Raw genomic sequence first — 12,949 nt, forward strand, 5'->3', positions numbered from 1 at the left:
TTGACTAAATTAGCGCGAGTTCTTATTAATTAAAAATAGTGAGTGATTATTTTTCTCTTCCGTTGTTTTACATATACGACGTTAATCGTCAACCTTATCCTCAAGTTTTAAAGCTAAACACGTAAACTTTAGTAAAGCGTTATCATAACCTTCTTATTATTTTATAGATTGCTTCCCTCTCCATTTCTGCGGCTTTTTCCCAGCTTAAACTTTTAGCAAATTCCCTACTTTTCTCTCCTATAGACTTTCTTAGCTTCTCATCCTTTAATAATTTGACGACTTCTTCAGCAAAAGAATCGACGTCAGGAAATTTTACTTTTATTGCAACATGGTATCTTTCACTCCATTTTAAATCCCAAGTAACTACTGGTAAATAAGAAGATAAAGCTTCGGCCACTGCTAAGGCAAAGCCTTCATATAAGGAAGGAAAAACAAATACTTTAGACTTTGCAAGTAATTCAATTTTCTCCTTCTCACTCACGAAACCGTAATAAACGGAATTTTTAGGAATTTCGCTCCATCCTTTTCCTATAATACATAGTTTAGCGTCAATTTTCTCATTGACTTTCTCCCATATTTGAAACAAATACTTTGAACCTTTCCTCTCACCGTAATTCCCTACAAAAATTCCGTCGCATATTTTCTCCTCTGACGTGTAATAATCCTCTACATTAACGCCATTAGTTGAAGTCAAAATAACCTTGTTAGGAAAGAGCCTTTTAAGTTCCTCATAAACTTCAGGATTATCTAGGCAAATGATTCCCTTACTTCTTGCAATAACACTACGCAAGAAGTTGCTTCCTCTAATCTCTTCAGTAACATGATGAACTACTACAATAAAAGGCTTCCGTGAAAATAGGGATAATAACCACGTATAATAAACGCTTAATGAATACTCACTATAACTTATTAAGACGTCTGCTTTCCTAGCGTATTTAAGGCAATTTAAGAATCCTTTCAAGTAGGTTTTCTTATCAGTGCTTGAGGAACTAACTAAGTGAAATTTTGAAAGTAAAGGAGATATTTCTGGATCTACTTGTGACAAGATTTTTTCGTCCACACATAAATAAACTTCTTCTCCTATTCTGCTGTAAACTTCTAACGTTCTCCTCATTCCACCAAGGAATTCCTTACCAAACCTCATCGGAGGTGATATTAAAATTCTCATTGATATTATCTCTAAGTTACAATGTAATAAGAATTTCTCCTTCTTTACGCATCTCTTTGCTAATCAATAAGCGTACTTATCTACCGCAGACTACATCTTCTAAAATGTCGCATCAGTAACTCATCTTGTAAATTTACATGAAACTAACTAATTAACTCAGCGTCAACCTAACATAACTAACCTAGTTTAATATCATAATACAATACATCTATAGCTCTTAAAATTGCTTACAAGTCTTTTATGGTGTGTAAAAGTCAGCTACTGCTAGACACGTTATTTTAAATCTATTTGTTGGTTTTCTTCTTATGGAGAATGAAACATTATTATTAACCTATCTATTTAGTGAGGATTTTATAATTTTTGCAACGTTTTCTGCAACGTTATCCCAATTATGAAACTCAATAAAAGAACTAACTCTCTTATCATATATTGCCTCTTGTAAATCGCCAGTTTTAAGTTCATTTTCTACCTCATCAACGAATTTTCTTATATCCCCTTCTTTTATAAACTTTACTGCAGGTATATCTTTAAATACAGAATACACAGTAGGTATAGAATAAGCTATTACTGGAGTCCCTAACGCTAATGACTCTAAAATCGTAATAGAAAATCCGTCGGCTAAAGATTGATATATAAGGAGTTTAGCTTTAGATACTATACTGTAAAGTTCTCTCTTATCTAAAAAACCCAAATATTCTACGTCTAACCCATTATCTCTTATATAGTTAAAGAATAGTCTCTTGAACTTATCGTAAATAAACTTCCCTGAAACTTTTGCTTTTACTGATATACCTCTCTTCTTAAGCAAATTAATTATATAGAGAAAATTTAAAATACCCTTAGGTGGAATTAAAGTAGTCCAGAAGACAACATAATCTTCCTTCTTAATAGTTCTATATTGCAATAATTCTTTATCTACTCCATTTCCAGGATATAAAACATACTTCCTTGAATTTTCTATCTTTACAGAATCTAGCGTACCTTTACTTACTGCAGCTACGAAGCTTAAGTATCTCGATTTACTTATGTAATTAGCTTTACTTCTAGTTAATAAATAAAGTCCCAGCGACCTCTTTATATAATAGTCTGAGGATTGTAAAAAGAACGGACGTAGAGTATAATACGTGTAAAATATGGATTGAGAAAAGGAGTACAACGGCTCATGTAGCGTTAAACCTAAAGGTATTCCTACCTTGTTTGAAATAAATATGCTCTCTGGAGTAGTATAATCTGGATCATAAATAAAATCAGAATCTACTTTCTCCACTTTTTCTGCATACTTATTATACACTGAGGAAGAATAAGGTAAGAACGAAGGTTTCAAGCTATGAAATTTTGATAAAGAGCTAACAAAATCTGGAATTTCTATGCCAAGTTTTCTTATATTTTCTATCTCCTCATTTACCCTATCATTATTTATGAAAAAATTTATGGACGGAATAAATTCTACCTTAAAGTAATTTGTAAGTCTCTTAACTACATTATTAACATGAACGCTCCCTCCAGAGTAATTTGACCTCAGTCCTGAGGTTACTACTGTTATCTTCACGAATAGCTTTATTGATTGTAGAAACTAATAAATTCGATGAGAGTACTATTAATAGCAGGCAAAGATGATTTCAATGAAGACGTGAGTAAAGTCACTGGAATAGGAAGATACGTTAGAGAAGTTTACGAAGGACTAAAAAAGCAAATAGACGTAGAGGCGTATCCCCTTTTCGATTATTCTTCGATCTTCTCCTCAGTCAATAGTATGATAAAAGGAATTTTTCATGATTACTCTGGTTACGATATAATTCATTTACTTTCTCCCAAACCTTTCTTCCCTCTAAGAAAAGGTAAGGCTAAATGGATAACTACAGTTCACGATCTCTTCTTCCTTAAATACAAGGAATCAAAGCCTTCACCTTTTATGCAGAAGATCTACCTGAAGAGCATGTTAAGTTCTGATGCACTAATTGTTGTCTCTAGTCTAATTAAGGAAGATGTAGAAAAACTGGGTTATAAAAAGAAAATTTTTGTAGTAAATCCAGGGATAGGAGAAGAATTCTTTACTACACCTAAAAAACCAGAGAAAAAAGGTGAAATAAAGATTGGGTATATAGGAAGGCTTGACAGTCAAAGAAAGGACTTACTTAGGGGAATAAAAGTATTCAGAAAAATAAAGGAAAAGAACGTGATATTCGAGCTTTGGGGGAATTATAACCCTGACAGTGAGATTTTTAAGAAAATAAAAAAGGAGAGCGAAGAAGACCCAAGAATAAGGATTATGGGGCCTGCACCAGATGAGAAATTAGTTGAAATTTACGATTCCTTTGACGCTTTCTTCTTCCCTACAAAAGAGGAAGGATTTGGATTACCTATCGTTGAGGCACAAGCTAGAGGTGTTCCAGGAATAGTATTCAGTGATGCTAGAATTCCGAAGGAGGTATGTGAGTATTGTATAAAAGTTGATGAAGAATTCCCGTCATTAGATTACGTTAAATCCTTTAAGGAGAAGTATTATGATAGATTAAGAAATAATGCAATTAAATTATCTTGGGAAAACTCTATCAAAAATCTATTGAATATCTATAATAATATAAAATATTATAGTAAATTATAATATAATTAGAAATAAATGAACAAGATTTTAATTCTATATCAATAATAAATATTTTATAGTATATATCATAAATAAAAAATAAAAAATCTTATTTAGTTACACGCAGTAAGCTATATAGGTATGCCTTACACATTAAAGATTAGAGCCCCAAACATTTTTATGAAGAATTATATAGGAGGCGCTGAATATGTTACACTTAATTGGCTAACAAGATTCAAAAAGATAGATTATGAAATCATACCAGATATGGATTTAATTTATTTGGATTTATGTATAAATAAAAAAATTCAAAAAGATAATATTCTAGAAATTATTGACAAATTGAAATTGCCTATAAATACTAGGCTATTGAACTATTATTTAGACTGTAAATTACATAATAACCCTGATATTTTTAAAAAAGTATTAAATAACGAAATTGTGCTGGACATGAAGATTGGCACAAACGTTAATGTCTCTCAATTTTTAAATAAACATATATTAGAATTTATAAGAAGAAGACCAGTAGGGTATGATTTTCTACATTATTCATTAAAATACTCTAAAAAATATATTGGTATGCTTCAACATCTTGGCGATATACCACTAAGTCTAAATTTTTATATTTATTATTTTAAAAAGTTACTTGGTTATATTGATAGTTTCACGGAGCTTATATATTTATTAGCTAGTGTTATAAGGCAAAAAACGTGGGTATATGCCCTAATTCATTATAAAGATAAGGTACATCTTTTAGCACCGTCCAAAGGAGTCATAAAAAAAGTGGGATTAAATAAACTAAATCATACAATTATTTTTCCTTATGTAGGATTAGATAGCTCAATTTTAAATTATGCATGCAAAAATAAAGATGACTATGCAGTATTTTTTGCAAGATCCTATAGAACTAAGGGAATACTTGATGCGATCAAAATTTTCAAATTAGCTAAAGAAAGAGGATACTTAAGGAAATTATATATTATTGGAGGAAATATAAATGATATTACTTCAAAATATAGCAATGAAACAGACATAATAAGTCTTGGACGAATTAACGATAAAAATGAAGTATATAGAATCTTAAGTAAAGCTAAAGTAAATATTTATCCATCTATATCAGACGCTTTTGGTATAACTATTCTAGAATCTTTAGGAGTTTATACTCCAGTAGTAATGTATTATAATGAAGCTAACTATGAATATTTTTCAAAATCTAAACTTGTAAAAATAGTTAACTCATTTGATAAATATGAGTTTTTAAACAAAATAAACGAGATAATAAAAGGTAATAAAGTAGAAATAGATGGATATACAAATAATCTTATTCGATCTCATTTAGACTGGAATAAGATAGTTAATAATATAGAAGAACATTTATTAAATATTATAGAAAATATTAGGTAATTTTCAAAGTATTGATAATCCTTATATATCTTTTTTGCCCATTAGTATTATTTCTGATAAGACTGAGTGTGAGCACAGTGTAGACATTAAGCTATTTTTATTCTATAATTTTTTAACATTTTGTATAGTTTAATTTATTGTCTATTCTCTTTATAAAGAAAGTCATTTAATAAATTTATAGCTTAATGGTGGTACGATTTCCACACTCATAAGACTATTATAAAATTATATTTAAATTACAGTCTGACAGTATATATTAATGATGAATAAATCTAAAGTACTTTTGCGTAGTATTTATTATAAATGGCATAAGATTAATGCATATAGGACTATATTTTCTAATTGGTTGGATATAATCTATAAAATAAGAAAAGGAGATAAAAATATAGGTGTCGTTCTAAAAAATGGTAGCAAAGGAATGTGTAACATAAATTGTATATTAACTTTAATAACAATAATATCAGAATTTAACTTCGTTGAGCCAATGAAATTTCATTTTGGCGACAATAATAGATTATACTATGATGGTAATTTAATAATAGAAGATAATAACACTACATGGTTATTATCAATTGGAGGATTTATTAGAAATAACGATTATTTGTACTTTCCTAAATATAGCGTAAAATTCAATAAGATAGAATATGCTATTTTTGAAACTTTCATACTAGAGCAATATAATACAGAAATAGAAGGTGAAGTAGTAGATATAGGAGCTAATATAGGCGACTCTGCAATATATTTTGCTTTAAAAGGGGCATCTCACGTTTATGCTTTCGAGCCTTTACCTTCAGTTTATAAAGTTGCATTAGAGAATATAAAACTTAATAGCTTAGACGATAAAATTACTTTAAATTAATGCAGCAGTAGGCTCTAAGGAAGGCAGGGTTAAAGTCCCATCAAATATTAATACTGAAGAGTCTGGAGTATTTTATATTAAAAATCAAGGAGACGTTGAAGTTCCAAGATTCTCCTTAAATAAAATTATGAGTATGACCAGAAATCCTTATCTTCTAAAAATGGATTGTGAAGGATGTGAGGCAGATGTAATCTTTTCATCAGAGTTAGACTTTAATAAAATATTCGTTGAATCCCATCAAGGAATAACAAAAATACCTCATAAGAAATTGATAAAAAGGCTAGAAGAACAAAGATATAAATGTGAAGAAAGAATGAAAATAGATGATAATACTAAGCTATTTTATTGCATAAAGCTTAATTAATTTTCTTATATTATAAAATATTTGATATAAACAAAGGATCGTAGATATATAAATTATCAAGTATAATTCGAATTTCATTTAACCTCATAATGTTAGTAATAGCCCATTAAAGCTAGTTAAGAAAAGCTTTAATATTTTCCTTTTAAAGATCTGACCTGAATGAATCCTATAAAGAACGCACTGAAGACACTTAGTGTCACTACCACTAATGTCATGGTCGCATTAATCTTCTTTATTATTACAGCTAAGATCACTAACCCTGCCTTCTTTGGGAAAGTTGCAATAATCCAGCTTCTTGAAGTAGTGACATCTGCATTCTTTTACATTATTCCAAGTCAAATAATAACAAGGGAAATATCTTACCTTTACGCAAGGAAAGAAATAAATAAAAAATTAGTAGAGAAGTTTCTTTCTTTTCCTTTTCTTGTTTTGCCAGTTTTTCTTCTTCTTCTTCTTTTACCAAATTACGTTAAGTTAGCGATTCCTTATCTCTTCCTTTACTTACTTAATAACGTTATGATAGCATTAATGATAGGAATGGACATGTTCACTGAGTCTGCAATAACTGGAAACTTTTTCCTGATTATAAGATGGGGAATATCGATAATTGCTGTCCTCTCTCATAACATTTACCTCTTCATTGGAATATGGACTTTAGGAGGAATCCTCTCTGTCTCTATGAACTACGCCTTTCTCAGTAGGAAAGTTGGTTTAATTTTGCCATCTTTTGACTTCGCTTTTCTCTTTAAACACTTCAAGGAAGGATTACCTCTTTACTTATCTTCCGCAGCAACTTTCCTCTCTTCCCAAGGTGACAGAGTAACTACTGCCTACTTGCTGGGTTCTTACTACCTGGGTTTATACCAGTTTTCCGCCTTAGTAGCTGGAGTACCTTCAATGGTTTTAGGGGCCTTAGGAGGAGTTTTATTACCTACAGCATCATTTTATAAGGCTTTGGGAAGTGACGAGAAGAAGATGTCCTCAATCTCTTTTCGTGTATTGTCTTTAATTACATTTCTAGCCGTAATTATCTCAATACCTACAGCCGTTTTGGTCGTTGAGAAATTCTTCCCGGCCTACATTGCCGGCGTTAAAGTTCTGATCCTCCTTCTTTTAGCTACGACTTTACCTTTCCCCATAGGCTCTTTAACGAATTTCATAATAGCGGCTAAGAAATCGTTGAGGCCTTTCCTAATCCTTTCACTTCTTAACGGTGGTCTGGTTTTGTTAACTTCTTTCCTCCTAATTCCTAGAATAGGAATAATGGGGGGAGCAATTTCTCAAGTGATAGTTTCTACAATCTCATCCTCCTTTGTGTTGGTTTACGCTTTAAGGGAGAATACTTTCGTCTTGGGTAGAAGGGAGAGTGTGCTACTGACAGCTATGCCTTTAATAGCTCTTTATGAGGTTTTTTTAGACCCTCCTTATCTTAACTTTCTTTTACTTCTCTCTGTTATACTCCTTTTTAAGACATTTAGGATAATTACTGCTGAAGACATGAAATTGATAGACTCTTTTTTGCCTTCTAAACTGAAGTTCTTTATCTCATTAGTGAAGGCGATCACTTAGTAAATAGATTATTTGAATTCTTCCAGTTAATAATGAGAGATTTTAGTGTAACAACATTTTTATCTCCAATAGGAGAGGAATTTTGCATCACTTACTTGAAGATTTGGTAAAAGCTATAACTTTTAGTAGTTTACGAAAATTTCTCTTACTTAAATATCTTCATTCTTTTATACAATAAATCTTATTTTAGATGATAATATTTTAGGCTTGCAATATTTATTTAATGTCTCTTCCACTATATAAAATTATTTTTAACACACGTAGTACTGCAAGGATTTTCGTAGAAAGTCTAAACGTTGTCTTTCTCTCCTAGGCTTAAGTGCTAAATCATCATTGTAAGAACTTAACGTTGCTTGTAGGCATAAGATCGTGGACAATGTTGTTTTCACCACTAAGATTTGTAAGCTAAATGTTGCAAAATAACGATAAACTTTATTAATTGATATAATTACAGAGAAGGGGGTTAAGGGGGCGGAAAGCCTCGCCTTTTAAGGCGGGGATGGATAGCCCCCTTATAAAAGGTTTAAATATTTCTTTTTTCAAAAAGTCTTTTAGTGACGCTAACGATGCTCCTCCCCAGCTCGATTGGGGGCTTAATGGGACTGTGAGAGGAGCAACCATCATCTTCCTTTTCCTTCAAGGGACTAGAGCTCAGCAATGAAAGTCCCCTACCCACTCTGTCCAAATGGGAGGGTTCTCTGAGCCACTCGACTGCCCACCAAATGAGAGATGTAATCCCGAATCGATGGTGGGAACTATGAACCCTCTGGAGGGGAACCCTCGCCCTTCCAGGGCGGGGAGGAAGTCAGATGAGATTACTACTGTTATTTACGCTGGCAGTCGTTGTTCTACTATCTTTAGCAACTCCTTTACTGCCTCAATTTCCGTGCAATATCCTGAGGAGGCAATATTAGGTAGTAAAATTTCCATAACTTTCTCATTAGCACAACATGAGGTAAATAGCACTGATTTCCCTTTCATAACTTCTGGAGTAAGAGAGGTAAACGAAGAACCTCTGATACTTGAGGGATTTGCGGGATCATTTGCAGTATTTAAAATAAACAACTCCTCACGAGAGGTGGCAATTACTTTTGAAGGTAAGGATTATACTCGACCGTGTTGGAGTCCGGGCATAGTAGTTTATGGAGGGGATTTTAACCCTCACGTGTCGGATCTGTCGCAGGGAGACTTTACCGCAGTTTTGATTGCTTTCGACGGCGGACTTTTTGTTCACACTCCTTCTAAGGGTTGGTTTACTCTTTCTTGTTCTCTTCCCAGTGTAGCTCCTCAAAGGGACGGTTGGATGAACTCTACTGAATTTAATTATACGGCAATTTTGGAAGAGTTTAACGGTTCTATATGCGTAAAGTACGTAATCCTTAACGGTGAAAAATACATAGTAAAATACCAAACTCCTATACCCTGGAATTTCACTTACTTAGGAGTTAGGATAGACCCATCTACAATAACTATCTGCGGATTTTACGTAACAATCCTTTCTCCTCATCAGCCTTAGGCAGTCTACGTTAACGGCAAGGAATACGCCAGGGTTGTACTAATTGCCTCGGCGGAGGTTCGGTGACGTTGGTTGTATCCTCTCCTTCAATGGTAGTCAATATTAGCTTTCCTTTACAACACGAGTACCGCGTTATAACGATTTCCGCATATAATAAGGCAGACATACACGTAGAATACCCGATCACACAATACGCAGTGCTAGGAATTTCGGTCGTTTTAGTTGCGGTTTCGTTAGTGATAGAGAGAAAGAAAAGAGGATGAAAAGAGTTACATTGCAAAATAGGGAGAGAGATCTCCCTGCTGTACATGAATTGCCGAAGCAGGCACTAGTGCTTTCAGAAAGTTTATAGCCTTAAGGATTTACTAAGAACTTTTCGAAAATATTAAATGATGAAGAACAAGTATTTAAAAGGAGAGAAGTCTTCATGATTTTCACTTACGGCAAAACTAAGCTGAAAATTCCAGAGGGTTGCGAATACGTCTATTACGCTACTTTCATAGCTGGTGAATGGGACTTTTTAAAGGTTAAGGACACTGACACAGTACTTGATGCGGGCGCATTTATAGGGGACTTCACTGTAAAGATTGCGTAGGAAAGCTAAGGAAGTAGTAGCTGTGGAACCTTTACCTTGGGCTTTCAAACTGTTAAAGGAGAATGTGGAGATAAACAACTTAAAGAACGTAGTGTTAGTGAACAAGGCTTTATAAGACGTTGACGGCGTTAGACTAAAAATTGTCGATGAGGGGACTGGCTCTAAGATCGGGGAAAACGGGGTTGAGGTTGAGGGCGTTACTGTGGACTCTTTAGGTAAGTTCTCGGTTGTGAAGATGGACATTGAAGGCGCTGAGGGAAAGATAATGAAAAACGGGGAGTGGTTAGACCACGTTAAGCAAATAGCTATTGAACTCCACGGTAGGGAGAACATAGAGGCTATACCGCAGTTGTTAAGGAACAAAGGTTTTGTGATCAGATTCATGACTGGGGATGACCTAGTCAAAAACTCGCTCAAGAACTCCTTCCTCCACCCCATCTCGTTTATAAAAGCTGAGGCGAGGACTAAAGTGGTCTTGAACTACTTCAAGAGGAAGTACGACGTGCCGGCTTTGAGTAGGGAGGAGTATAAGATACTTTACGGTAGGAAATGAGTTACGGGAAACGTCTTAACATATTATATAATATTTATACTTATATAATAGTCTTTTTGAGTTTCATTATATTTACTGCCAATAAATATATTCAAGAATAGACTAATCTTTTTATTTTAAATTTCTAGAAGTAAGGATCTTCAGCATATTCACTTTGCAATCTAAAAAAGAGAAGAAATTATTATTAAAGTAGCACCATAATACTAATAAAATTATAGGTTTACTTTTAACAACTATTAAAAGTTCCTAAATTTTTTATACTGCATTTTCATTACTTCTCTATTACCAAACATTTTAAACTGAAGTTATGAAACAATAGGTGTGAAGATAGCTTTCGTAATGATGGAGACTATTTATCCTCAGAGAGGAGGAATACACGAACAAGTTTACTTACTCAAAAGGGAATTGGAGAGGAGAGGTATAAAGGCTGAAATAATCGCCTACTCAAAAAGAAGAGCTGAAGAGAGAGGCAAAAGATTACTCTGGCTAAGATCGCTTTCCCCTTCTTTCATAAGAAAAATTGTAAAGGGGGATTACGACGCAATAGTAGCCGAGACTGCCTGGATATCGTTACCCTCAATAATTTCCTCAAAAGTCTCTTCTACACCTTGTATTCTCCATCTACATTCGATAGAGTCTAAACAAGACGTAGGACTGACAATGATGGGGAAGACCTTAGTCAGGATATTCGAGTACTTAGGTAAAAATTTCTGCGACAAAGTTTTAGTCCCTTCAGAAAATGATAGAGTCCTCCTGAACAGCAAGAAAGCTATAGTGTTTCCTAACGTAATAGACGTAGATGCTTTCTCTAATTATACTCCTATAGACCTTAAGAGGCCTGCAGTTGTATTTGTAGGTGGCATGGGCTATCCTCCCAATAGAGAAGCTGCCGAGTTTCTTATTAGGGTAGCTAAGATTTTAGGAGATAAAGCAAACTTTTATCTTGCAGGTCCTTCACCTCCACCAGTAAGTCCTCCAGTCTATGCTACGGGATACGCAGAGTCCACAATACCTTACGTCATGTCTGCCGACATCTGCGTCGCACCGGTAAAGAGAGGTGGAGGTGTAAAGTTAAAGATGTTAGAATATATGATGAGTGGTAAACCTATAATTGCCACAAAGAAGGCAGTAGAAGGGATAGACGATATAGTGTACTTAAACGCAGAGAGCGAAGAGGAGTTTGCAAAGAGAATAATTGATGTTTTAGAAGGTCGTGTAAACCTCGACTTTCAGAGGAATAGGAAAATAGTCAAGGAGAAACATGACCCAAAGGTAGCTGTAGACAAAATTTTAAATTTAATATCGAATTTACAGTGATTGAGCAGAAAATTATCTCTTACTATAGTTTAATTATAATAGTCTCTAAATTGAATATTAATTTGTTAGTTATTACATAGCAGTAGAAAATAAGATCAGAATTTGATTATTAGATTTAATATATATTTTAGTGATACGATTAGAAATAAACTTAATAAATGATTTATGAAGAAAAGTCTTTACATGCATAAAAAGTTTTTATTTTCTTACTCTTCATCATTTTAATGCCGTTCGAATTTGAGGAACTAGGACTGGGCGTACTACTAATAAAGCCTAAAGTATTTCCCGACAATAGGGGTTATTTCAAGGAGATATTTAAGGAATCAGATTTTAAGAAAATGGGAATTCCTACACCTTTGCAGGTAAATGTCTCATTCTCTAGGTACGGAGTAGTGCGAGGTCTTCACTATCAATTACCGCCAAAAGAGCAAGGTAAAATAGTTACTGTAATCAAGGGGAAAATCCTTGACGTCGCAGTAGATATAAGGAAGGGCTCTAGTTTCGGGAAATACGTTAGCGCTGAACTTAGTGAAGATAACCATTACATGCTATGGATTCCTCCAGGCTTTGCCCACGGGTTTCAAGCATTAGAGAGCTCAACTATAATGTATTTCATAACCCACAATGAGTACTCTCCCCCTCATGAGAGGTGCGTAAATTATTTCATAATAGACTGGCCAATAAAGGACATTAACATAAGCGAGAAGGACTCAAAAATGTCCGCCTTTAGAAAAGGCCGAGGTCTTTGACGAAAGTCATTAAAGCCAAAATCTTTATTTTTATTCTCTATCATTTTATAATATGCGGATATTGCTAATCGGTGCTTCTGGCCAATTAGGCCAGGTCACGATAGGAGGTATTGTATGAATACTTCACTTTCTTACGAAACGACTCCTCTTAAGGAGGGTTTGAGGAAGACCTATGAGTGGTACTTGGAGAATGAGTGGTGGAGGAGGCCATTGATTGACGATAAGTTCTTTAAGGAAGATGAGCCGTGGAAGTGAATTACTTTTTATAAAA

General features: G+C 33.8%; 13 protein-coding genes and 2 pseudogenes. 13 read left to right on the plus strand and 2 right to left on the minus strand.

The features are described 5' to 3' along the window. Positions 1–142 precede the first annotated feature (142 nt). Together RQ359_RS00860 and RQ359_RS00865 are read right to left on the minus strand one after the other, a co-directional pair. Positions 143–1,168, minus strand: coding sequence for a glycosyltransferase family 4 protein (locus tag RQ359_RS00860; RefSeq protein WP_156016292.1), 1,026 nt, complete (start codon positions 1,166–1,168; stop codon positions 143–145). Between the two features lie 331 nt (positions 1,169–1,499). Continuing rightward, positions 1,500–2,717 (minus strand): glycosyltransferase family 4 protein, encoded by a 1,218-nt coding sequence (locus tag RQ359_RS00865; protein ID WP_338116952.1) that lies wholly within the window; start codon positions 2,715–2,717, stop codon positions 1,500–1,502. A 36-nt stretch (positions 2,718–2,753) separates the two neighbouring features. On the opposite strand from RQ359_RS00865, the gene RQ359_RS00870 reads away from it, so the two are divergent. The 13 genes and pseudogenes from RQ359_RS00870 to RQ359_RS00930 all read left to right on the plus strand — a co-directional run. Beyond that, positions 2,754–3,773 carry a glycosyltransferase gene (locus RQ359_RS00870; RefSeq protein ID WP_156016291.1) on the plus strand — a complete coding sequence of 340 codons (1,020 nt, stop codon included), beginning with the start codon at positions 2,754–2,756 and terminating at the stop codon, positions 3,771–3,773. Positions 3,774–3,893: 120 nt separating this feature from the next. Beyond that, entirely contained in the window at positions 3,894–5,156 is a 1,263-nt protein-coding gene (locus tag RQ359_RS00875) for a glycosyltransferase (protein WP_156016290.1), read from the plus strand. 346 nt (positions 5,157–5,502) lie between these two features. Then, positions 5,503–6,015, plus strand: a complete 513-nt coding sequence (locus RQ359_RS00880; RefSeq protein ID WP_276608301.1) for an FkbM family methyltransferase — start codon at positions 5,503–5,505, stop codon at positions 6,013–6,015. 46 nt (positions 6,016–6,061) lie between these two features. Then, entirely contained in the window at positions 6,062–6,379 is a 318-nt protein-coding gene (locus RQ359_RS00885) for an FkbM family methyltransferase (protein WP_457921266.1), read from the plus strand. A gap of 159 nt (positions 6,380–6,538) precedes the next feature. Continuing rightward, on the plus strand, positions 6,539–7,948 hold the full coding sequence (locus RQ359_RS00890) for an MATE family efflux transporter (RefSeq protein ID WP_156016289.1): 1,410 nt from the start codon (positions 6,539–6,541) through the stop codon (positions 7,946–7,948). Positions 7,949–8,633: 685 nt separating this feature from the next. Further along, a complete protein-coding gene (locus RQ359_RS00895) occupies positions 8,634–9,464 on the plus strand; it encodes a hypothetical protein (RefSeq protein WP_240900003.1) in 831 nt (276 codons plus the stop codon). Between the two features lie 62 nt (positions 9,465–9,526). Then, positions 9,527–9,727, plus strand: coding sequence for a hypothetical protein (locus RQ359_RS00900; RefSeq protein ID WP_156016288.1), 201 nt, complete (start codon positions 9,527–9,529; stop codon positions 9,725–9,727). 164 nt (positions 9,728–9,891) lie between these two features. Further along, positions 9,892–10,059: an SAM-dependent methyltransferase gene (locus RQ359_RS00905; RefSeq protein WP_240900002.1), complete on the plus strand. Its 168-nt coding sequence runs from the start codon at positions 9,892–9,894 to the stop codon at positions 10,057–10,059. Further along, the gene (locus RQ359_RS00910) at positions 10,052–10,174 is read left to right on the plus strand and encodes a class I SAM-dependent methyltransferase (RefSeq protein WP_240900000.1); all 123 of its coding nucleotides are present in this window, start codon (positions 10,052–10,054) and stop codon (positions 10,172–10,174) included. The genes RQ359_RS00905 and RQ359_RS00910 overlap by 8 nt, the downstream gene beginning before the upstream one ends. 87 nt (positions 10,175–10,261) lie before the next feature. Further along, complete coding sequence (locus RQ359_RS00915) at positions 10,262–10,612, plus strand: FkbM family methyltransferase (RefSeq protein ID WP_256201801.1); 351 nt, start codon at positions 10,262–10,264, stop codon at positions 10,610–10,612. Between the two features lie 315 nt (positions 10,613–10,927). Then, complete coding sequence (locus RQ359_RS00920; protein ID WP_338117020.1) at positions 10,928–11,929, plus strand: glycosyltransferase family 4 protein; 1,002 nt, start codon at positions 10,928–10,930, stop codon at positions 11,927–11,929. A 224-nt stretch (positions 11,930–12,153) separates the two neighbouring features. Beyond that, a pseudogene (gene rfbC / locus RQ359_RS00925) lies at positions 12,154–12,691 on the plus strand (dTDP-4-dehydrorhamnose 3,5-epimerase). 74 nt (positions 12,692–12,765) lie between these two features. After that, positions 12,766–12,933, plus strand: a pseudogene (locus tag RQ359_RS00930) (dTDP-glucose 4,6-dehydratase); the annotation flags it as partial. Positions 12,934–12,949 lie beyond the last annotated feature (16 nt).

It is taken from the genome of Sulfuracidifex metallicus DSM 6482 = JCM 9184 (genome assembly GCA_032834875.1).
Taxonomy (GTDB): Archaea; Thermoproteota; Thermoprotei_A; order Sulfolobales; family Sulfolobaceae; genus Sulfuracidifex; species Sulfuracidifex metallicus.